This is a genomic window from Coriobacterium glomerans PW2, from assembly GCF_000195315.1.
Lineage (GTDB): Bacteria > Actinomycetota > Coriobacteriia > Coriobacteriales > Coriobacteriaceae > Coriobacterium > Coriobacterium glomerans.
Genome location: NC_015389.1, coordinates 140502 through 161179, shown reverse-complemented (window position 1 = coordinate 161179; position 20678 = coordinate 140502). Strand labels below are relative to the sequence as shown.

18 protein-coding genes are annotated in these 20678 nt (G+C 59.7%); 6 read left to right on the top strand and 12 right to left on the bottom strand.

Annotated features, from left to right (window positions below):
• Positions 1-316: 316 nt before the first annotated feature.
• The 4 genes from CORGL_RS00715 to dnaK all read right to left on the bottom strand — a co-directional run bounded on the left by CORGL_RS00715 (position 317) and on the right by dnaK (position 4579).
• On the bottom strand, positions 317-721 hold the full coding sequence (locus tag CORGL_RS00715; RefSeq protein ID WP_013708009.1) for a heat shock protein transcriptional repressor HspR: 405 nt from the start codon (positions 719-721) through the stop codon (positions 317-319).
• Positions 722-800: 79 nt separating this feature from the next.
• Positions 801-1754 carry a DnaJ C-terminal domain-containing protein gene (locus tag CORGL_RS00710; protein ID WP_013708008.1) on the bottom strand — a complete coding sequence of 318 codons (954 nt, stop codon included), beginning with the start codon at positions 1752-1754 and terminating at the stop codon, positions 801-803.
• A gap of 78 nt (positions 1755-1832) precedes the next feature.
• Positions 1833-2669, bottom strand: coding sequence for a nucleotide exchange factor GrpE (grpE, locus tag CORGL_RS00705; protein WP_013708007.1), 837 nt, complete (start codon positions 2667-2669; stop codon positions 1833-1835).
• A 2-nt stretch (positions 2670-2671) separates the two neighbouring features.
• A complete protein-coding gene (gene dnaK, locus CORGL_RS00700; protein WP_013708006.1) occupies positions 2672-4579 on the bottom strand; it encodes a molecular chaperone DnaK in 1908 nt (635 codons plus the stop codon).
• Positions 4580-5088: 509 nt separating this feature from the next.
• On the opposite strand from dnaK, the gene CORGL_RS00695 reads away from it, so the two are divergent.
• The gene (locus tag CORGL_RS00695) at positions 5089-5274 is read left to right on the top strand and encodes a DUF362 domain-containing protein (protein ID WP_013708005.1); all 186 of its coding nucleotides are present in this window, start codon (positions 5089-5091) and stop codon (positions 5272-5274) included.
• 87 nt (positions 5275-5361) lie between these two features.
• Here CORGL_RS00695 and CORGL_RS00690 read toward each other — a convergent pair whose 3' ends face one another.
• Positions 5362-5952 carry a hypothetical protein gene (locus CORGL_RS00690; RefSeq protein ID WP_013708004.1) on the bottom strand — a complete coding sequence of 197 codons (591 nt, stop codon included), beginning with the start codon at positions 5950-5952 and terminating at the stop codon, positions 5362-5364.
• 319 nt (positions 5953-6271) lie between these two features.
• Here CORGL_RS00690 and trxA point away from each other — a divergent pair, with 319 nt between their 5' ends.
• Both trxA and CORGL_RS00680 read left to right on the top strand, forming a co-directional pair.
• Positions 6272-6595, top strand: a complete 324-nt coding sequence (gene trxA, locus CORGL_RS00685; protein ID WP_013708003.1) for a thioredoxin — start codon at positions 6272-6274, stop codon at positions 6593-6595.
• Positions 6596-6779: 184 nt separating this feature from the next.
• A complete protein-coding gene (locus tag CORGL_RS00680; RefSeq protein ID WP_013708002.1) occupies positions 6780-7436 on the top strand; it encodes an HAD family hydrolase in 657 nt (218 codons plus the stop codon).
• A 19-nt stretch (positions 7437-7455) separates the two neighbouring features.
• Here CORGL_RS00680 and mgtA read toward each other — a convergent pair whose 3' ends face one another.
• The gene (gene mgtA / locus CORGL_RS00675) at positions 7456-10326 is read right to left on the bottom strand and encodes a magnesium-translocating P-type ATPase (protein WP_013708001.1); all 2871 of its coding nucleotides are present in this window, start codon (positions 10324-10326) and stop codon (positions 7456-7458) included.
• A 464-nt stretch (positions 10327-10790) separates the two neighbouring features.
• Between mgtA and pyrE the strand changes: the two genes are divergently transcribed.
• The 3 genes from pyrE to CORGL_RS00660 all read left to right on the top strand — a co-directional run bounded on the left by pyrE (position 10791) and on the right by CORGL_RS00660 (position 14328).
• Positions 10791-11477, top strand: a complete 687-nt coding sequence (gene pyrE, locus CORGL_RS00670; protein ID WP_013708000.1) for an orotate phosphoribosyltransferase — start codon at positions 10791-10793, stop codon at positions 11475-11477.
• A gap of 140 nt (positions 11478-11617) precedes the next feature.
• Positions 11618-12169: a hypothetical protein gene (locus CORGL_RS00665; RefSeq protein ID WP_041738453.1), complete on the top strand. Its 552-nt coding sequence runs from the start codon at positions 11618-11620 to the stop codon at positions 12167-12169.
• 98 nt (positions 12170-12267) lie between these two features.
• Entirely contained in the window at positions 12268-14328 is a 2061-nt protein-coding gene (locus CORGL_RS00660) for an acyltransferase family protein (protein ID WP_013707998.1), read from the top strand.
• A gap of 25 nt (positions 14329-14353) precedes the next feature.
• Here CORGL_RS00660 and prfA read toward each other — a convergent pair whose 3' ends face one another.
• The 6 genes from prfA to CORGL_RS00630 all read right to left on the bottom strand — a co-directional run bounded on the left by prfA (position 14354) and on the right by CORGL_RS00630 (position 20552).
• Complete coding sequence (gene prfA, locus CORGL_RS00655) at positions 14354-15421, bottom strand: peptide chain release factor 1 (RefSeq protein ID WP_013707997.1); 1068 nt, start codon at positions 15419-15421, stop codon at positions 14354-14356.
• Positions 15422-15683: 262 nt separating this feature from the next.
• Positions 15684-16577 carry an aldose 1-epimerase family protein gene (locus CORGL_RS00650; protein ID WP_013707996.1) on the bottom strand — a complete coding sequence of 298 codons (894 nt, stop codon included), beginning with the start codon at positions 16575-16577 and terminating at the stop codon, positions 15684-15686.
• Positions 16578-16675: 98 nt separating this feature from the next.
• Positions 16676-17509, bottom strand: coding sequence for a MerR family transcriptional regulator (locus tag CORGL_RS00645; protein ID WP_013707995.1), 834 nt, complete (start codon positions 17507-17509; stop codon positions 16676-16678).
• A gap of 100 nt (positions 17510-17609) precedes the next feature.
• On the bottom strand, positions 17610-18179 hold the full coding sequence (locus CORGL_RS00640; RefSeq protein WP_013707994.1) for a UbiX family flavin prenyltransferase: 570 nt from the start codon (positions 18177-18179) through the stop codon (positions 17610-17612).
• A 6-nt stretch (positions 18180-18185) separates the two neighbouring features.
• Positions 18186-18929 (bottom strand): DUF554 domain-containing protein, encoded by a 744-nt coding sequence (locus CORGL_RS00635; protein ID WP_013707993.1) that lies wholly within the window; start codon positions 18927-18929, stop codon positions 18186-18188.
• Between the two features lie 144 nt (positions 18930-19073).
• The gene (locus CORGL_RS00630; protein WP_013707992.1) at positions 19074-20552 is read right to left on the bottom strand and encodes a UbiD family decarboxylase; all 1479 of its coding nucleotides are present in this window, start codon (positions 20550-20552) and stop codon (positions 19074-19076) included.
• Positions 20553-20678 lie beyond the last annotated feature (126 nt).

Genomic DNA, 20678 nt, shown 5'->3' with positions numbered 1-20678 from the left:
GTCTATCACAAAATCTAAGTCTCCATATATTAGATTTTATCATGTGCGGGGCTCGAGAAACAAAGGTATCGCATCGTTGGTGCAAGCGCAGGAGCCGTATCCCTGTTCAGGGATTCCGCCTTATCGAGGGGGCTTCGCTCGGATTTGCCGGATGGCTCGGGGCGGCCGGCGCGCATGCGCGTGCGCCTTGCGACACAAGATAGGCGAAATGTACCATATGAAGATGACATATAGTCATAGCATGGTAAACGATACGCTTATGCAGCGAAAACCGTCACGAGCAACCGGCCGTCCCGAACCCCCACGCCGCTTCGAATCAGCTTGCCCCCAACAACCCTCTGAGCGTCTGCTCGGGGCTCATGTCCTTATAGGGCGCGAGCGCGGTGATGCGCTTCTGCATCTTGAGTTCGTGGAGCTCTTCCTTCTTCTCGCGCAGCTGCTCCCTGAGGCGATCGTTCTCTCGCTCGCGACTCTCCGCGCGCTCCTTCATATCGAGAATGCGTACAACGCCGGCAAGGTTGATACCCTCATCGGTGAGCTGGCTGATGAGCTCCAGTCGCTCGATATCGGCTCGTGAGTACAGTCGCGTGTTGCCTCCTGAGCGCTTGGGGTTCACGAGCCCTTTGGACTCGTACACTCGCAGGGTCTGCGGGTGCATTCCGGTGAGCTCGGCGGCAACGCTGATCATGTAAAGCGGTTTGTCTCGCTCTTGCTGGCCCATTGCTTCCCTTCCCTGCTAGTGAGTTATCCGGTTCGTTGAAAACCATCCGAGAGCATCCCTTCGGATGCTCGCGCAGCGTTCACATCTTGGCGCGATAGCGCATCACGCGGTCGCGGTAGCGACGCGTGTCGGCATCCCTCAGTTTCTCGAGAGCCTCTTTTTCCTCGCCCGTGAGCTTCGTGGGAATCTTGACGCTGATGGTGACCAGCAGAGACCCTGTGCGACCCCGTCGTTTGACATCAGGGGCGCCCATTTCTTTGAACCGAAACTTCTTGCCGGACTGCGTGCCCGCGGGCACCTTGAGGCGAACGGTGGCACCTCCGGGCGTCGGCACATCGACTTGGCATCCGAGCGCGGCCTCGTACATGGAAATCGGCACCGTCATGGTCACATCGGCACCCTTGCGCTTGAACAGCGGGTGCTCCTCGACATGAGTCGTGACCACCAAGTCGCCGCGCTCGCCTCCAGCGGTCCCGTACTCGCCGCGCCGCTTGTAGCGCAGCTTTCCGCCGTCGACCGCTCCCGCTGGGACCGAAACCGTTATGGTCTGCTGCTCTCCGGTTGAGGGTATGCGGTAGGTGACCTTGTGCGTGACCCCCCGGAAGGCATCCTCGGCCGTGATGTCGACAGTGAGTGACAGGTCGCTGCCCTTCCGCGGGCGAGTACGGGCCCCGTTGCCTCCGACCCCGGGACCCGACGTCCACTCGCCGTTAAATCCACCTTCTCCGTTGAAGATGCTATCGAAGATATCCCCCCAGCCCTGAGGACCGGATCCCGGGGTGTAGGAGTATGAGCCCTGCGGGCCGCCCGCTGATGGCATGCCGCCGAATGCAAGCATCTGATCGTACTCGCGGCGCTTCTTCTCGTCGGAGAGAGTCTCGTACGCTTCGCTTATCTCCTTGAACTTCTCCTCGTCACCGCCGGCATCGGGATGATACTTCTGCGCGAGCTTGCGAAACGAGCTCTTGATCTGCTTTTGGGAGGCGTCTTTCTGGACACCAAGGATATCGTAGAAATTCTTTGCCTCGGGCATCGCATGCCTCCTTTCATAGATCGCGGGCCGCCGCGCAGCTGACTATCAGATCCGCGTGCCTCGAACCTGCTGTCTCGATCACTTCTTCTTGGGCTCTGAACTCTCGGAATCGTCTTTCAACTCATCCTTCTCAGATTTCTCCGACTCGGGTGCCGGCCGCTTCTCGCCGCCGTAGGTCACCGTGACCATTGCAGGTCTCAGACTGCGCCCCCCGATCCTATATCCTTTCTGGTACACATCTTTGACGGTCTCATCAAAGAGGTCCTTATCCTCCACGCGGCCGACGGCCTGATGCTCGAGGGGATCGAACGCCTCGCCCTTGGGGTCGATCGCCTCGACGCCCTCATGGGCGAGGACGTCGAGCATCTTGGTATGCACGGCATCCACGCCGTCAGTGAGCTGCTTGCCGGTTTCAGAATTCTCCTGAGCGCGCGCGTGCTCGATAGCGCGCTCCATGTCATCGAGTACCGGCAGCAGTGCGCAGATCAGCTTCTCGGTCGCGCGCTCTCTCTCGCTGAGCCGCTCGGCAGCGGTGCGCCGTCGATAGTTCTCCCAGTCCGCCTGCAGACGAGCCATGCGCTCCTTGGCTTCCCGCGCCTGATCCTCTGCTTCCTTTTGGGCGGTTTTGCAGGCGTCGATCTCCTTGTGCGCGTCCGCGAGCTCGGAGCGGGCTCGTTCGTACTTGAATTTGAAGTCGTTCTCGGCGGCATCCTCCCCTGCCTGGATGGCAGCTTCGACCATCTCTTCCTCGGTCATGGAATCTGCCTCGGCCCGAGCGGGGGCCTCACCGGTAGTCGGATCGGTCTCCGGCTTGTCCGCCTGGCCGCCCGCGGCCTCTACGGGGATCTTCACTTCCCTCTCCTCAGCGCCATCGGGGGCTGACGCCGCCCCCGCTTGAACATCTCGGATGGCCATGGCTACTTGTCATCCTTCTTCTCATCGTTATCGTCTACTACTTCGTAGTCCGCATCGACGACATCGTCTTCCGGGGTATCGGCACTGCTGGTGTCGGCATCCTGCTGAGCACTCGAGTACACGATCTCGGCGAGCTTGTGGCCCACCTCGTTCAATTTGTCGCCGGCGGCCTTGATCGCATCGATGTCCTGTCCGTCAAGCGCCTTCTTCGCATCATCGATCGCGCTTTGCGCCTCGGCCTTGACGTCAGCGGCTACCTTGTCGCCCAGATCGGTGAGCGTCTGCTCAGTGGAATACGCCAGTGAATCGGTCTGGTTCCTGACCTCGACCTCCTCCTTCTGGCGCTTGTCCTCCTCGGCGTGAACCTCGGCATCTTTGACCATGCGGTCGACTTCGTCATCGGACAGCGCCGTCGAGCCCGAGATGGTGATCTGCTGCTCCTTGCCGGTGCCCTTGTCCTTTGCAGAAACCTTCACGATGCCGTTGGCGTCGATATCGAAGGTGACCTCGATCTGCGGCATGCCGCGACGGGCCGCCGGGATACCGGTCAGCTGAAACTTGCCGAGTGACTTGTTGTCGCGCGCCAATTCACGCTCGCCCTGCAGCACATTGATCTCAACCGAGGTCTGGTTGTCGGCAGCCGTCGAGTAGATCTCGGTCTTGGACGTCGGAATGGTGGTGTTGCGATCGATCATCTTGGTCATGATGCCACCCATCGTCTCCACACCCAGAGAAAGCGGTGTGACGTCGAGCAGCAGAATGCCCTCGACATCGCCCGTGAGCACGCCGCCCTGGACCGCGGCGCCGTCGGCGACGACCTCATCGGGGTTCACAGACATATTCGGCTGCTTGCCGGTCATGGTCTTCACCAGGTCCTGCACCGCGGGCATGCGCGTCGACCCGCCGACCAGGATGACCTCGGTGAGATCGGAGAGCTTGAGGCTCGCGTCGCGCAGAGCACTTGAAACCGGTTTCTTGCAGCGCTCGAGCAGATCATGTGTGATCTTTTCGAAGTCGGTGCGGGTGAGCGTGTAGTCAAGATGCTTGGGGCCCGACGCATCCGCGGTGATGAACGGGAGATTGATCGTGGCCTGCTGTGCTGAGGACAGTTCCTTCTTGGCGTTCTCCGCCGCCTCTTTGAGCCGCTGGAGCGCCATCGGATCCTGTCTCAGATCGATCCCGTTATCCGACTTGAACTTGTCGGCGAGCCAGTCGATGACGCGCTGATCCCAGTCATCGCCGCCAAGGTGGTTGTCACCGTTGGTGGACAGGACCTCGAACACGCCGTCCGCGAGATCCAAGATGGAGACATCGAATGTTCCGCCACCGAGATCAAATACCAAAATTCGTTGGTCGGAACCCTTCTTATCCAGACCGTATGCAAGCGCCGCAGCCGTTGGCTCATTCACGATGCGCTTGACATTCAGGCCCGCGATCTTGCCGGCATCCTTTGTTGCCTGACGCTGCGAATCGTTGAAATAGGCCGGTACGGTGATGACGGCATCAGTGACGCTTTCTCCGAGATATTTCTCGGCATCGGCCTTCATCTTCTGCAAGATCATCGCGCTGATCTGCTCGGGGGTGTAGTCTTTGCCTTCGATGTCCACGACGGCGCGACCACCTTGCCCCTCCTTTACCTGATAAGGAACGGTTTTTATCTCCGACCCCACCTCGGAGTACTTCCTGCCCATGAAACGCTTGATTGAGAATACCGTGTTTTTCGGATTGGTGACCGCCTGGTTCTTGGCCGCCTTCCCAACGACTCGGTCGCCATCAGCGCGGAAACCGATAACCGACGGTGTGGTCCGATCGCCCTCGGCGTTGACGATGATCGTGGGAGAAGCGCCCTCGAGGACCGCCATCGCAGAATTCGTCGTACCAAGGTCGATGCCGAGAATCTTGTTGCCCATTGATAATCCCTTCTTCCGTTGCCGAATGCAATCGGTCTTGCAGAGGCATAGTATCGCGTCCGATGACTACTATATCCTCTTATGCGCCTTCATATACAAAATCTAAGTCATTCCATATAAGATTTCTTACTTTCAACGCAAGTAGGTTGAATTCGCGCGCCACCTCGCGCATCTCTGCCGCATGCGGTCATGCTTCTGATTATTGTCTCCGATGTCACAAGGCCATATCCAACGCGATCAAGCGACGCGGTTCGCTCGATCCATCTTCACAACCGTCGCGATCGTCGAGGATTCAGATCTAAGATCTTCCCATGTGGGCATCCCCGTCGAAAACGTTCTCCCGGGAGTCGCGCGCCGGCGCCTTTCATGTTTGCCAAAGTTGACTCGATGACGATGTGAAGAGGTGCGCAGAAAAATGTTGCAAACCAAGTTGCTCGTGGTATGTTTGTCCCGAAAAGCACCCGATGCGCAATCGTCGGTTGCATCGGATCCAGTAGAGAGGAACTACCATGTCACATCCAGTTATCGATGCCGATGAGTGCATCGCTTGCGGCGTCTGCGTCGATTCGTGCCCCCAGGGCATTCTCGAGGTGGCTGAGATCGCACAGGTAACCGATGCGGATTCCTGCACCGCATGCGGTTCCTGCTTGGACTCCTGCCCGGTCGGGGCGATCACCGAGATCATCGAGGACTAGCGAAAGCATTACCGGACCGACATGAATCCAAAGGGGGCGCTTATCACGGGCCCCCTTTTTTCGTGTCGCCCGGGCGCAGGCGATTTTCTAGTATGGTGCACCGAGCGGAGAGAGCTGCTTCAAATAGGCCCACATCCGCTGTTTCGCTCTGGGGGTGGCAAGAGCCCTTTCGAATCCATCGAGCGCGATCACCCGACGACCGAGCACGCGAACGACGAGACCGGGCTCGAGCCCCTCGTGTCGAGAACCGTTATTTCGCTCGAGCGAATCAGGATAGGCTTCGAGCATCGCTTCTGCTGCCACTTCATCGAGCAGGATGATATCCTCCGGATCAATTGCTTCCACAGCCTCGCGAAACAGCCGATGGTCCAACGTGGCTGAGGGATGCGCCGGATCGACTGCAGAAAGAGCGCAAAAGTTCTCGGGCGCGTATCCGAGTCTCAGCAGCGCTGATCGCAGCGCGGTGCCGTCCGGGCCTCCGAGCAGTCTGGAACCTGCGCGCTCCTGCTCGTTGAGCTCACCTTTCACCAGCAGTATCGTGGTGAAGACGTTTCCCGCTACCTGCACGCCGCGCCGCTCGAGATCATGGAACTCGGCCTCTGCGGCGGCAACGAGCGCATTTCTTCTCTTGTTCTCAGAAACACCCAAGGTGATCTCCTCACCATCGATCGCTATCATTGTAGCGTCCCCTCGATGAATCAGATGCACGCGGCCGGGGCTGTTTGAGCGCACGATATCCCAGCGGATCCGCGCTGGTGCATCTCCATATTTTCCCCTCATTTCTGCTCAAGCGCCCGAATCCCGTGATAAGTGAAAACACCTGTTCATAGCTATGGTTTCTTCGTATGAACTCGGTATGACATCATGGGGGCCCGTGCCGAAACGACGAAGGCGAGATGGGTATATAGCGAAGAGGTTTAGCCTATAGAATCGGTCTGGGCGCGTTCTCGCCTCGCCGATGTGAAACTCATCTCGTTCGATGGACAAAGGAGATCTCATGAGCAAAACGATTCCTGAGCTGACTCTCGATAACTTCGATCTCGTCATGCAGTCAAAGCTTCCGGTTCTGGTCGACTTCTGGGCTCCCTGGTGCGGTCCTTGCCGGACCCTGTCGCCTATCGTGGAGCAGGTCGCAGAGGAGATGTCCGAACGGATAACTGTCGCGAAGTGCAACGTTGATGAGAATCAGGATCTCGCGATGAAATATGGCGTCATGTCTATTCCCACGCTCGTTCTCTTCAGGGACGGCGCGGAGGTATCGCGGACCGTCGGCGCGATGCCGAAGCCCAAACTCGTCGCTGAGATCGAGAAGAACCTCTAGCCGCCGGCATCATGGTCATCACGAGGGCGGGCTTGAACAGCCCGCTTTTTCATGCGTGGATGCCAGCGAATGCGCTCGTTGCACTGCGAGAAGCGCATCCGAGCGCGATAGCGCTACCATGTGAGCACATCAACTCTCATGGGCTCGCTCATGCAGGCGAGCCGGATCGTCCAAAGGATGCGCAATGACCTTCTCTCACGTGATCTTCGATCTCGACGGAACCCTGCTCGACACTCTCGAGGACCTTGCGGGAGCGGCGAACCATGTCTGTCGCATCCATGGATGGCCAACGTTTCCGGTCGACGCGTATCGCCATATGGTCGGCAACGGCGTGCGCAGGCTCGCAGAGCGCTTCATGCCACCCGAAGTCGCAGGAAACCGGAACGTGCTGGAAGAGGTGCTCGAGGAGTTTCGCGCCTGGTATGCGGATCACGGTGATGAGCGCACGCGCCCCTATCCGGGAGTCCTTGAGATGCTCGATGACATCGCCGCCGAAGGCGTCGATCTGGCCGTTTTGACCAACAAGGATCACGCGGCGGCGGTTCCGCTTGTCGAGCGATATTTCGGGTCCCGCTTCGCGCTGGTGCAAGGGCAGAGGGAAGGGATCTCCCCCAAACCGGCCCCGGACGCGACGCTCGGTGTTCTTCGAGCGCTCGGCGCCGCGCCCTCCGATGCGCTCTATATCGGCGACAGCGATGTCGACGTCGCCACCGGCCATAACGCCGGACTCATCGTCGCTGGAGCGGCATGGGGATTTCGCGGCCGTGTGGAACTCGAGACCAGCGGAGCCGATCTCATCGTCGAGCAGCCTCGAGAGGTTGCGGCCATCGCCCTCGGCTGAGCTCTGGGCGATAGCCGCCCTAGAGCAACTGGCCGAAGCGACGAATATAGAGAATCTTGACCGTGTTCGCGAGCAGAAGGTAACCCGCAACGATCAGAAGCAACCATCCAAAAAAGGACAGAGGCAACGGTGCCAGACCCAGAAATGGGGCGAGCGGCGTGAAGGGCAGCGCGGTCACGATAGCGATGCCTGAGAACGTGAGCACCATGAGCGGTGCGGAGGCGCGACTCTGAATGAACGGGATCTTGGGCGTGCGCAGCGTGTGCACGATCAGCGACTGGGTCCACATCGATTCTATGAACCACCCGCTCTGAAAGACTGCGGCGAACAGGGACGCGAGACCCGCTGCGGCCGCGGTGCCCGCTGATGCCGCCAGCGCAGCCCAGCTCGAACCGATCACCGCAGGACATATCACACCGAATAGCAAAGCGTAGGTCACGATGTCGAAGATGGAGCTGGTCGGGCCGAACCAGACCATGAACTTGACGATGGAGCGCGCCTCCCAGGTACGCGGACGAGCTACGAACTCCGAATCGACATGGTCCCAGGGAACCGCCGCGCATGAGATCTCGTAGATGAGCGAGAGCAAAACGAGCTGCAATGCCGTCATGGGAAGAAAGGGCAGAAACGCGCTCGCGACCAAAACGGAGAAGACGTTACCGAAGTTCGAGCTCGCCGTCATCTTGATATACTTGATCATGTTGCCGTATGTGCGCCGACCTTCCAATATGCCGTGGTCCAAGACCATGAGATCCTTCTCGAGCAAAATGATGTCAGCGGATTCCTTCGCGATATCGACTGCCGTGTCCACCGAGACGCCGCAGTCGCTCGCTCTCATCGAGGCAGCGTCGTTGATGCCATCGCCCATATAGCCCACCGTGTGACCGCAGCACTCGCGTAGCACGCGGACGACGCGCGCCTTCTGAAGCGGCGAGAGCTTCGCGAACAGCTGCGTCTTCTCGGCGCGCTCTGCCAGCTCCTCGTCGGAGAGGGCGTCGATCTCGCTTCCGAGGATGAGATCGTCCGGTGACAGGCCCACTTTATTGCACACGGCCGCGGCGACGCGATCGTTGTCGCCGGTGAGCACCTTGACGCCGACACCATGGCTGTGAAGCGCAGCGATCGCCGCTGCCGCGGTGCTTTTCGGAGGATCAAGAAACGCGAGGTAGCCCATGAGCACCATCTCGCACTCGTCGTCTGTCGAGAACTCGCCCACGGGTCTGGGCTCCTTCTTGCTCGCCAGCGCGATGACGCGCAAGCCATCGGCGTTGAGTGCGGCGACCCTGGCGCGTATATCGGCGCGCAGCTTCGAGGTGAGGGGGCGGTTCTGCCCGTGTATGCGAGCGCTTGAGCAAACTGACAGGATCTCCTCAGCTGCACCCTTCGTGACCAGCGTCGTCTTGCCCTCCCGATCAGCCACCACCACGCTCATGCGACGTCGGTCGAAATCAAACGGGATCTCATCGACCTTGTGATAGCGATCTCGCAGGCACGCGATGGGGTTCTCGGGAACCGCTTCCACTGTGCCCTCCTCATCGCTGATCACCGGGCAATAAGCCAGCTCATCGGTGCGCTCGATGACGGCCCGGTCGATGAGGTTCTTGAGGCCGGTCTGATAGTAGCTGTTGAGGAAGGCGAGCCCCAGCACCGAGTCGTCATCATGTCCAAGCACATCGAGATGCCGCTCGAGCACGACGTGATCCTCGGTGAGCGTCCCGGTCTTGTCGGTGCACAGGATGTCCATCGCTCCGAGGTTCTGAATGGCCGAGAGGTTCTTGATTATGACTTTCTGCTTGGACATCGATGTCGCGCCCTTGGCCAGACAGGTGGTCACGATCACCGGTAGCATCTGAGGTGTGATGCCCACCGCGATCGACACGGAGAACAGCAGGGCATCCATCCAGTTCTGTTTCGTGATGACGTTGATCACGAACACGATCGGCACCATCACGAGCATGAAGCGCACGAGCACGCGCGAGACGTCGGCCACTCCCCGGTCGAAACTCGTCTGCGGAGGTTTGGCGTCGAGCACACGTGCCATCTGACCGAGACTCGTCTGGTTCCCGGTGGCCAGCACCACCGCCGTCGCGCTGCCGCTTTGAACCGAGGTGCCCGTGAATACGATGTTGTCGCAGTCCGATATGGTCAGCGAGGTTCGATGGCCGCGAACGGGTGGGAGCTCAGCAGAGGTCTTCTCAACCCCCGAGCTCTCTCCGGTGAGTGAGGACTGGCTCACAAACAGATCCTTCGCCTCCATGACACGTGAATCGGCCGGAATCATATCCCCGGCGGAGAGTCTGATGATGTCGGCCGGGACCAGATCGCTGAAGGGTACCTCCTGCTCCTTCCCCTCGCGAAGAACGGTGCAGGTCGTAGTGATCATCTTCTGCAGGCTCGCTGCAGCGTTTCCGCTTTTCGTCTCTTGGGTGAAGCGCAGCGTGCCGGATATGATGACCATGATCGCGATGATGATCACCGTCGAGGGATCCCTATCGGTCGGTGCGGCGGCGATCACGTTCGTGTACAGCGAGACCAGAGCCAACACGGCTAGGATCGCGGTGAAGGGATTGACGAATGCGTCGAGCAGACGCTTCGCCAAATTGTCCTCTTTGGCGTGTGTGACGGAATTTTTGCCGTAGAGATCTCGAGCTACCTCGACGTCACCGGATGACAGACCCTGAGCGCTCGTGCCCATGCGGGCCAGGGTGTCGACGACGCTGTGACGGGCCGCGAAAACGACGCGCTCATCAAGCTCCCCGACAGGAGCGACCCGTGAGGCGGCTCTCTGCGCGTGAGCGCTATGCACGCGACCGCGACTATCCCTACCTGCTGCGGCGCGACGGGTCCGGGAGAGCTCTTTTAAAATGTCACTCGTCTTGAGCATCATCATGACGCACCTCCCATCCAGCTATCAAGCCATGGGCAAGCATCGATACGGCTGGATCACAGACGTCTCGACATGGACTTCCGTCCATGTCTCACCTCCTTCAATCTGCTTTCAGTCGCATCGTTGCGACCAATCGTGTTGTACCCGTTGCGCAAGGTGTCAACGCAGCCCGCGCGTCTTCGGCCCAGGCCTGCGGATCGGCCCGAAGCGAACTTCGCGCCGAGACGATACGAATGCAATGAACCTTGGCTATTCTACCGTATCGAAGATCGAGAGGAGACAGAGAACGCTCTCATCGCGAGATTCAACCACCATGCATAAGGGAGCATCTGCCTCTCGCCCCCGTCAGCGCGATCTGTCGCATGTCTTTCGGGCGCGGCGACCCAATCGATGCAAATCCCTGCTAAGCTGTTGGCGATATGCACGAGTGGAACCCGGAGGACCGAACCCGGCGAAAGGAGATGCCTATGGAGGCGTACAAGCGCGAATTCATTGAGCTGATGATCGAATGCGATGCGCTCAGATTCGGCGATTTTTTGCTGAAAAGCGGACGGAGATCGCCCTTTTTTCTGAATACGGGAGCCTATGTGACAGGAGGGCAGCTCAAACGTCTGGGTCAGTATTACGCCAAGGCCATCCGCGAACGCTTCGGTCTTGAGTTCGACGTTCTGTTCGGACCAGCATACAAGGGAATTCCACTCGCTGTCACAACCGCGACAGCCCTGCATGACCTCTATGGAATCGAGGTGCGTTGGTGCGCCAACCGAAAGGAGACAAAAGATCATGGTGCCGACGCTGGTGAACTGTTGGGATCGGCGCTCAGAGACAAGGATCGCGTGATCATAGTTGAAGATGTGACCACCTCGGGTCGCTCTATCGAGGAGACCCAGCCCATCATCGCCGCCGCCGCCGATGTGGAGATCCGCGGACTCATCGTATCGCTCGATCGCATGGAGGTCGGACGGGAAGGTGGGATCAGCGCGCAGCGCGAGATCGAGAAGCGCTACGGCTTTCCCGTCACCTCTATCGTCGATATGAACGAGGTCATAGCGTACCTATCGAATCGCGAGGTCTGCGGCCGCATCATCATCGACGAGGAGCGTCGCCGGGCGCTCGAGGCATACTATCTCGAATACGGCTGTGCCAAGCGCTAAGGTGGCGATATGCTATGACACATGAGATCCGACATCGAAGTTCGCGCAGCGCCATGCGCGTGCGGCACCGCTCGCCGAGGCGCTCGCACCGTTTGAGCGGACAGCTCAACCCACCCAGGAGAGGCGTTTTTGTTGTTCGCTTGATCGCAGCGCTCGCAGTCTGCGCGGTCGGGCTGATCCTGTTCACGTTGCTCAGCGCACCCTCGGCGCGCAAGCTCATCACCGAGGACCTGAGCGCGCGACTTGACAAGCTTGAAAGCGCGGACTCCGATATCATGGATAGGATCGAAAGCGCCTCGGCGGAGAGATTCAAAACGATCGGAGTGGATTCCACCGAGTTCGCGAAAGCATATCTTGCGGACTTCGACTACCGCATCGGTGATATCGATATCGATGGAGATAACGCGACAGCCAAGGTGACTGTGACCACGAGACGCCTGAGCAGCGTGCTGTCCGCCTTCAGCACCGATTACCAAAGGGAGGTCAGGTCGCTCGACCAGGCTCCCGATCCCGAACAATCCGCGACCTTGGCCGGCAAAAGCCTGCTTCAGGCCGCAAAAGACACCGAGCCGGAAGATCATGTGCTCACCATCGCGTACCACCACGACGCGGGAGGCGGCTGGCAGATGCAGGACAGCAGCTGGCGCAACGAGTTGTCGTCCGCACTCGGAGCACAGGGAAAGAGCGCGTAGAAGATGGCCATCTCAATTGTGTTCCAATCTCTGAGCGCTACAATCAGACTCGGTCTTTTGCGTCTATAGAATCGCACGACATGCAACTTGGGATGACTATGGAGCGAACAAGAGGTATCGACAGCAGAGCCAAGACGGTGAGCGGCACGCGCGCAGGTGCGTCCGTCATCAAACCCGACTCCACCTCCGCAGCGCATCGATCGCGCTATATTCCCGCACTCGATGGCATCCGGACGCTTGCGGTCCTCGCGGTCATTCTCTACCATTTGAATCTGCCTTGGGCGCAAGGCGGCATGCTCGGTGTCACCGTGTTTTTCGTTCTGTCAGGCTATCTGATCACACGTTTGCTCCTAAGTGAATACGCAGGCACCGGCCAGATCGATCTTCCAAGGTTCTGGCTGCGCCGCATTCGACGTCTGGTTCCCGCGATTGCAACCGTCATCGTGGTGACCATCGCGCTGTGCACGGCGTTCAACCATGTCATGCTCACGAAGATGCGCCCCGATATCCTCCCCTCTCTTCTGTTTTTCAACAACTGGTGGCAGATAGCTCATAACATCTCGTACTTCAACGCGCTGGGAGATCCCTCCCCTCTCACGCATTTCTGGTCGCTCGCCATCGAGGAGCAGTTCTATCTCGTCTGGCCTCCCTTGCTGCTCATCATGCTCAGATTGGGTGTGAGCCGCCGGATCATCAGACGGATGGTGCTGTGTCTCTCACTCGTCTCCGCTGTGGCCATGATCGCTCTGTACAATCCCTCGGTGGATCCGAGCCGCGTCTACTATGGCACGGACACGCGCGCCTTCTCGTTGCTGCTCGGCGCCTGGCTCGCATTCCTTCCCGAGACGGAGATGCGCTTCACCGGTCTCTTGCGCGCGCTCCACCTGATTCGGAAGCGCGGGGACGGACGCTCCGCGCACGAAGCACCCCGAGTCCGGACTCAGGCGACGCGAAGAGACGGGATGCTCGATCTCATGGGACTGGCGAGCCTGGCAGGGCTCGCGTTCATGCTCGCGTATACCAACGGCTATACAGCATTTCAATATCGAGGGGGTACGTTGCTGTGCTCCGTTCTCGCGGTTGCGCTCATAGCGGCGTGCGCACAGCCGAAGAGCTTGCTGGGCGCCTGTCTCTCGCTGTCGCCCCTTGTTTGGATCGGCAAGCGATCCTACGGGATCTATCTGTGGCACTTTCCCCTGCTTGTGCTCATGAATCCCTCGTCGAGCATCGAGGCGGCGCCCTGGTGGCTCATGGTCGCCCAGGTTTGTGTCGTCATCGCGGCGGCTCAGATCTCATATCGTCTCATCGAGACGCCCTTCCGCATCGGGGCGTTCGGCTCACTCGTTCGCGAGCTTCGCTGCGGCGCGCTCTCGCTTCCCGAATGGGGGCACGCGCATGCACCGATGCTCGCCGCAGCGGGACTCACGCTGCTCGTCGCTGTCGGCGGAGTGGCGTTCGTGCCGAACACCTCGGCACTGAGCGATGAGGGCGCGGCCGCGCTCGATGCGCCCGCCGAGGCGGATGGGGCTCCCCCGCCGGAAGCCGCGAACAATCCTTCAGGCGGTGCGGCCGAGGACGCCGATGGATTTCCGGTGGGTGCCTACGACGTCCTCATGATCGGCGACTCCGTGTCGCTGCGCTGCGTGCCCCAGTTCCAACAGCGCTTTCCGCATGGGCATATCGACGCTGCGAAGAACCGCCGCTTCGAAGTCGGGACCACCCAGTACGAGTCCTACGTCGCCCAGAAGCTCGCGGGAAAGATCGCGGTGTTCGCGCTCGGGACGAACGGCCTCGTGAGCGACGAGCAGATCGACGCGCTCATGTCAGATGTCGGGAAGGATCGCGTCGTCGTATTCGTCAACACGCGCAGTCGGCAGCCGTGGGTCGCTCCGACAAACGAGGCGATCTCCAAAGCCAGGGAGCGCTATCCCAACGTGCGCGTCATCGACTGGTTCGGATACAGCGCCGGCAAGGGGGATCTGTTCGATGGCGACGGCACCCATCTGTCGGAAGCCGGTGCCAAGGCATACGTCGATCTGGTCTATGACCAGATCAAGGGCGATCTACCGGCACATGAGGAGGATCTTGCCAGCGATCCGAGCTACGCCGCTGCAAAAGATGCCCTGGATGCATTCGGGACCGAATTGGCTGAACCCTGATTTCCGCCACTGGTTCAGAAACCACTCAGACGGCTTGTGCGAGCTTCTCGGCGCGGTCCGCTGCGCTCAGAGCATTGATCACCGTCGCGAGCTGATCGCCGAGCAGCACCCCGTTGTACGTCGAGCTGAATCCGATGCGGTGGTCGGTCACGCGATCCTGCGGTTGGTTGTAGGTTCGAATCTTCTCGGATCGGTTTCCTCGACCGATCTGGCTTTGGCGCTCGGCACCGAGTTCGGCCTGCTGCTGCTCCAGCTCGCGCTCATAGAGGCGAGCGCGCAGCATCTGCATGCACACCTCGCGATTCTGGATCTGAGAGCGCTGCTCCTGGGACTGAACGACGGTGTTTGTCGGCAGATGGGTGATGCGCACCGCGGAGTACGTCGTGTTCACGCACTGTCCACCCGGACCCGAGGCGCAGTACGTGTCGATGCGCAGGTCACCCTGATCGATCTTGATATCGATCTCGTCGGCCTCCGGCAGCACGGCGACGGTCGCCGTGGAAGTCTGAATGCGCCCCTGACTCTCCGTCTTCGGAATGCGCTGGACTCTGTGGACCCCGCTCTCGTATTTCATGAGAGAGTAAACCTTGTCGCCGCTCACCTTGAACTCGATGCTCTTGAATCCGCCCGCTTCGCTCGGGCTCGCCGAGAGAAGCTCCATCTTCCATCGATGCGCCTCGAAAAAGCGCTCGTACATCTTGAAGAGATCACCGGCGAAGATAGCCGCCTCATCTCCACCGGCAGCGGATCTGATCTCCATGATGGTGTTCTTCTCGTCGTTTGGATCACCGGGAATCAGCATGACCTTGATCTCGTTTTCAAGACCGGGAATCTTGGCCTCGTTTTCTGAAATGTCCGCGAGCAGCATCGCCTTTGATTGGGCATCTGTTTCTTCATGCAGCATCTCCTTGGCTGCTTCGATGTCATCGTATGCGGTTACGTAGGCACGCGCCATCGCGACAAGATCAGCTTGGTTGGCATGTTCCTTCGCCAATCGCGTGTACTCCTTCTGGTCTCCCATCACCGCGGGGTCCGAAAGCTTCTTTTCGAGATCTTCATAGGCTTTGATCAGCTTTTTCAACTTGTCAAGCATGGTGCATCCTTTGCTGGCGTCGCTGCGGGGACGCTCTCCGCGCGAGCGGATCGACGATATGAGACAGAATCGGTGAAACGACCCGAGGCCGTTGCGCGTCGGCCCGGTTAAAGCATGTCGAATCTGCGAATCATCTGCATGTTCTCCTTTTGATCATCCCTATGATACCTCCGCAGCAGACCTGCGCCAACAGATGCAGACCGTCGTGCGGCGGTCTCTGAGGCCGCGTCCGCAAAACGACCACGGATGGGTGATGAGCAGATCAGAACAGTCCCACGGTGAACGATCGTTCATCGGTATGCCCCGCAGGGAGCTCGATGATGTCGCGTTTGTGTTCAAAAACATCGTCCTCGCACGTGAGCGTCGCATGCCCGGTCCAGGGTTCAAGCGCGACGAAGGGCGCCTCGCCGGCAGCCGACCAGATTCCGATATGGCGAAAGTCGGGAAACTCGATGCTGATGCCGTGCCCGCTCCTGGCGCTCCTCAGCCGAAGGACGCGATCGGGGACATCGGTCAGCATGATGGCATCGGAGGCGAACAGCTCGTGCGTGAGAGGGAGGGCATCCGCATCGTCGAGCACGGCGCGCTCTCGCTCGCAGCTGAGCAGTCCGCCCTCGGCGATGACGGGAGATCGTGCGCTCCACGCTCGACTGAACTCGAGCTTGAAATCCTCGAAGCGCTCGCCTGCGGCACTCGGGACGGGCACGTTGAAGGCCGGGTGCCCTCCGACCGAGAACGGCAACGTCACCGATCCGGTATTGGTGACCGAGAAAGTCTGCGTGAGGCTCGCGGGACCGGTGAGCGCGTAGCTCGTCCGCAGGCGAAAAGCGTATGGAAACAGCTTTCTGGTCTCGGAGGTATCGCAAAGCTCGAATGTGACGGAGCGACCGTCATCGCTTGTCCCCGCGAGATGATGCTCGAGATCGCGAGCGAATCCGTGCCTGCCCAGAGACACCGGACCGCTCCTCGAGAGCGCGTGGTCTGCGCGCAGGGAGCCCACGATCGGAAAGAGGATGGGGGCGCGCTTGCCCCACCAGCGCCGATCTCCCTGCCAGAGATACTCGCGCCCATCAAGTTCGAGACTCATGAGCTGGGCACCCAGGGCGCTGATCGTCGCTGTGAGTCTTCCTCTGGTGATGGTGATCGACGATGGCATACGTGGCTTCCTCTCGCTTCGCGCTGCGGCGCGCATCGAGCGGCGCGCACCGCTATACTACCCTATCCGGCTCGCATCGGCGATCGCCGCGATACGCATCAGAGCTCAACGGGGATCTGTATGCAGCAGAAGTCCTCGTCATGAAACTCATTATATGAGGTCGTGTCGAGTAGACAGAAGTCAAAGGCGTTGCCGACCGCCTTCAGGCCGCGTTTGTCGAGCTCTTCGACAGCCTGTTTTATGCCAAATGCATCGAAGGGCATCCCCCAGCGGCACATGCACAGATAGGTTCCCTCGGGACACATCTTGACGTTCGTCAGAACAGAAGGATCGATATCGGAAGGGACCACGACGAAGGTGCCCGCACCGGCGAGGGGAGTCTCAAGATGCAGCGATTCCTGCAACAGCATGGTTCCCCACCCCCGAACCGGACCTATCCCAGCGGCCTCCTTCATCTTGGACACAGCGAGCATCAGATTCACGTGGAGCTCTCCGCGATCGACCTCATCGGTCTCAAAGGGAACAAAAACCACGTATCGTTCGGGAAAATGCATAAGCTTCGGAGAATCGATCTGGTTGCGCCACCGTTCGACCTCGCTGTAAAAGGAGAGCCTCTCAGCGACGCAGGATCTCTGAGCCGTGAGCCGTGCGATCTGGTCATCGATGACATCGAGCCTCTCATGGAGGTGATCCGAGATGGCGCGGGTGTCGCAGACTCCCATTATGCGTTTGATCTCCTTCAGCTCAAGACCGAGATCCCTGAAGATGCAGATGAGTCTCAGGCGGGGAATCTGAGTCGGAGCGTAGAATCGGTAGCCGCGCCCATTTACCCGCGCGGGTCTGAACAGGCCTATCTTGTCGTAGAAGATCAACGTCTGCCGCGTGATATCGAACAGTCTCGCCATCTCGCTGATCTCATATAATCCGTGCATGGCAGCCCCCCTCCATCTACAATGCTGCGCGCGCGAATCAGACGATGCCGAGTGATTTTTCAAGAGCTTGAATGAGACCCGCCTCAAACGCACGCGGATTCTACGACCAGCGATGAAAACCCGAGCACTCGATATCGAACACCTGCAGAGCTTTGCAGACGATATGGTGCACCATATCGTCCACGCTGGTAGGCTCGTTATAAAATGTCAACAGGGGCGGCATCAAAACCACACCCGGAATACGGGCGAGCTTGGCCATGTTGTCGACATGGATCGCGCTCAGCGGAGATTCCCTGACCATGAGAACGAGCGGACGCTGTTCCTTGAGCGTGACATCGGCTGCCCGCAGCAGCAGATTCTCCGAGAAACCGTTGGCGACCCCGGACAGCGTCTTCATCGAGCAAGGCGCCACGATCATGCCATCCGTTCTGAATGTGCCGCTCGCGATCGAGGCGCCGATGTTCCGGTTGTCGAAGACGCGATCGGCGTGTCCTGAGAACTCCTCGACGCTCATACCGAGCTCCTGGTTGATCGTGAGCTCTGCATTCGAGGAGAGAACGAGGCAGCTCTCGACTTCGGTCTCAGCGAGGCACCTCAGACACTCCAAGGCGAGCGCCGCCCCGCTTGCACCCGATACCCCTACAACTACGCGCGCGCCGCTGCTCATCATGGGCCCCTATCCGATAAGCGGTAGGATCACATCGGCGAACAGATGACTGATCGGCATGATGAGAATCATGGCGGGCAGCATGTTCGCGATCGGAAAATTCTTGATACCGCAGATGCGCATACCCGTACAGAGCATGAGTATGCCGCCGCAGGCGCGAAAATCAGATACCATGATCTCATTGGTGTACGGCATGATGACGCCCGCGAGCATGAACAGGACCATCATGACCACCAGCTGCGGCACGCCGATGAGCGGTGTCATGAATCCGAGGTCGGCCGCAAAGATCGCGGCCGTGAAGAAATCGAGTATGGCCTTCGAGATCAAGATGGACTGGTCGCCGCTGAGACCCGATTGCAGCGCGCCGAAGATGCCTGTTCCCGATGCGCAGAACAACACGACGGCCGCGATGTAGCGGTTCATCCACTGATCCTCGGACATATCGCCCGCGGGCTCGGACTTCACCAGCACGGAAACGGGGCCCTGAAGCCTCCGGGCGACAGCTGAGATGCCCCCCTCGAGATGGATCAGGTGCCCGATGGCCGTGCCCACGATAACCGTGAGCATGATCGCCGGGAGGGTCTGCAGCTTGACGATGTAGGAGATCCCCATCGTCATGGAGCATGCGCCGAATATGAGGTTCAGCGTGCTCCGCAGATCCTTGGGAAGCCAAGGGCCGAGCAAAGCTCCTGCCAGACCGCCCAGCACGACTGCGGAGACGTTGATGATGATGCCGATCGGAAAGAACTGCATAGCAGAGATCCTCTCTTGAGATGTGTGTAGCGCAACACGGAAACGGCGACTATCCCAGCCGGGGCTCAGACAGAGCAACCCGGCCGAGCTGTCGCCGTCACCGATATCAAATGCAGGTCTGCCCCTCAATTGGGACGGCATGCATCAATCCGTGAAGCCGGGAACCCATTTGGCGGGATCGACATCCATGAATTGAGAGCGACGGAAGCGCTCCTTCTGATCGTAGGGCACCGTGCAATCGAATATCGTCTTGCAAGAGATGCCATGATCGCGAATGCTCGAATCGCAGGAGGGGTCTGCGGAAGGATCGAGCGGATGACAGCGGACCCCGGGGATGGTGATGATGTCGGCATCTCCCTGAAAGCGCGTGTTCATAGCCCAGATCACGTCGTTCATATCGAAGGGATCCACATCCTCGTCGACCAGAAACACATGCTTGAGCTCAGGAAACGCTGTGAAGGCGATGATAGCGGCCTGTCTCTGGCGCCCCTCGTCAGATGGCATGGATTTTTTGAACTGGATGACCGCCATGTACTTGCCGCCACCTGAAGAGGCGGCGTACACGTTTAGCACGCGCCCGGGCATAGCTTTGCCGACCATCGACAGGATCGAGGCCTCGGTGGGGATGCCCGCCATGGAGACGTGCTCCTCGGAAGGACCGATGACTGTCTGCATGATGGGGTCCCGGCGTGTCGTGACCGCTTTGACCCGGATGACCGGCACCCGCTTGGGTGCGACACCGGTGTAGCCGGGGAACTCCGGCATGGCCTTCCCCGTTCCGGTGTTCTGGTCTTCCTCTACGTAGGTGTTCGGAAGGAGCTCCCCTTCGATGACGTATTCGGCGTTCGCGATGCAGCGCTCATCGATGGTGAGGCAGCGAGCCAGTTTGACCGGCTCGTTTCTGATCGCTCCGGCAACCCCGAGCTCATTGTAGCCAAACGGCGTGGTCGGCGGCTCGAAGCATGCACCGATCTCGATCGCGGGGTCGACACCGATTGAGATGGATATCGGCAGCGGCTTGCCGAGCGCCTCTGCTCTCTCGCGCATCACCCCCAGGTGCCGCGCACCGGGCACGAAGTACATCGAGATCGTGTCTGGCCCCTGAAGACAGAGGCGGTGGATGGTCACATCGCTCTCGCCGGTCTGGCTATCGTGCGCATAGCACATGCCCATCGTGATATAGGGACCGGCATCCTCGGACGTATTGGTGGGAGCGGGCACCAGTTTTCGGACATCGAACCCGAGCTCATCAGCTCGATGCACTATTTGCTGGCAGAGCGCCTGATCCGCCTCGACCTCGACCGGTGCGACCGGATGTGCGACGGCCTCGTTCAGCAGGAATCCCAGGCGCTTCGGCTCGCAACCCAAAAGATACCCGACGCGCCTGCGGCTCGCGAGCAGACCGATGATGACCCGCGCATCCGGGTGGCCCAAGATGTTGTTGAAGATCATCGCGGGGCCTTCTCGTGTGGGACGCTGCACCGTCCCGCCTGCGCCGATATGACGGTACACTCCCGAAAGCTCTGCCAAAGGATCAACCTCGACATCGGTTTCGATGATCTGCCCGTCGATCTCGCCGAGCATCTCGATGGCACTTCTCAGATCGGTGATACTGTCTGCCATGATTCCTCCGCTTCCCATTTCTCCTGACGCCCGCGACTGATACCCGGGCGCATCTTTGATACATCTCGCATGCTCCGCTATGTTGCCGCAATACGGTCAACCGCCGGCGTCGAAAGATTCGGCGAG

Excerpts from the sequence above, each read along its gene's own strand:
- CORGL_RS00715 (WP_013708009.1), bottom strand. The coding sequence starts at position 721 with ATGGGCCAGCAAGAGCGAGACAAACCGCTTTACATGATCAGCGTTGCC.
- CORGL_RS00710 (WP_013708008.1), bottom strand. The coding sequence starts at position 1,754 with ATGCCCGAGGCAAAGAATTTCTACGATATCCTTGGTGTCCAGAAAGAC.
- grpE (WP_013708007.1), bottom strand. The coding sequence starts at position 2,669 with ATGGCCATCCGAGATGTTCAAGCGGGGGCGGCGTCAGCCCCCGATGGC.
- dnaK (WP_013708006.1), bottom strand. The coding sequence starts at position 4,579 with ATGGGCAACAAGATTCTCGGCATCGACCTTGGTACGACGAATTCTGCG.
- CORGL_RS00695 (WP_013708005.1), top strand. The coding sequence starts at position 5,089 with ATGTCACATCCAGTTATCGATGCCGATGAGTGCATCGCTTGCGGCGTC.
- CORGL_RS00690 (WP_013708004.1), bottom strand. The coding sequence starts at position 5,952 with ATGATAGCGATCGATGGTGAGGAGATCACCTTGGGTGTTTCTGAGAAC.
- trxA (WP_013708003.1), top strand. The coding sequence starts at position 6,272 with ATGAGCAAAACGATTCCTGAGCTGACTCTCGATAACTTCGATCTCGTC.
- CORGL_RS00680 (WP_013708002.1), top strand. The coding sequence starts at position 6,780 with ATGACCTTCTCTCACGTGATCTTCGATCTCGACGGAACCCTGCTCGAC.
- mgtA (WP_013708001.1), bottom strand. The coding sequence starts at position 10,326 with ATGATGATGCTCAAGACGAGTGACATTTTAAAAGAGCTCTCCCGGACC.
- pyrE (WP_013708000.1), top strand. The coding sequence starts at position 10,791 with ATGGAGGCGTACAAGCGCGAATTCATTGAGCTGATGATCGAATGCGAT.
- CORGL_RS00660 (WP_013707998.1), top strand. The coding sequence starts at position 12,268 with ATGGAGCGAACAAGAGGTATCGACAGCAGAGCCAAGACGGTGAGCGGC.
- prfA (WP_013707997.1), bottom strand. The coding sequence starts at position 15,421 with ATGCTTGACAAGTTGAAAAAGCTGATCAAAGCCTATGAAGATCTCGAA.
- CORGL_RS00650 (WP_013707996.1), bottom strand. The coding sequence starts at position 16,577 with ATGCCATCGTCGATCACCATCACCAGAGGAAGACTCACAGCGACGATC.
- CORGL_RS00645 (WP_013707995.1), bottom strand. The coding sequence starts at position 17,509 with ATGCACGGATTATATGAGATCAGCGAGATGGCGAGACTGTTCGATATC.
- CORGL_RS00640 (WP_013707994.1), bottom strand. The coding sequence starts at position 18,179 with ATGATGAGCAGCGGCGCGCGCGTAGTTGTAGGGGTATCGGGTGCAAGC.
- CORGL_RS00635 (WP_013707993.1), bottom strand. The coding sequence starts at position 18,929 with ATGCAGTTCTTTCCGATCGGCATCATCATCAACGTCTCCGCAGTCGTG.
- CORGL_RS00630 (WP_013707992.1), bottom strand. The coding sequence starts at position 20,552 with ATGGCAGACAGTATCACCGATCTGAGAAGTGCCATCGAGATGCTCGGC.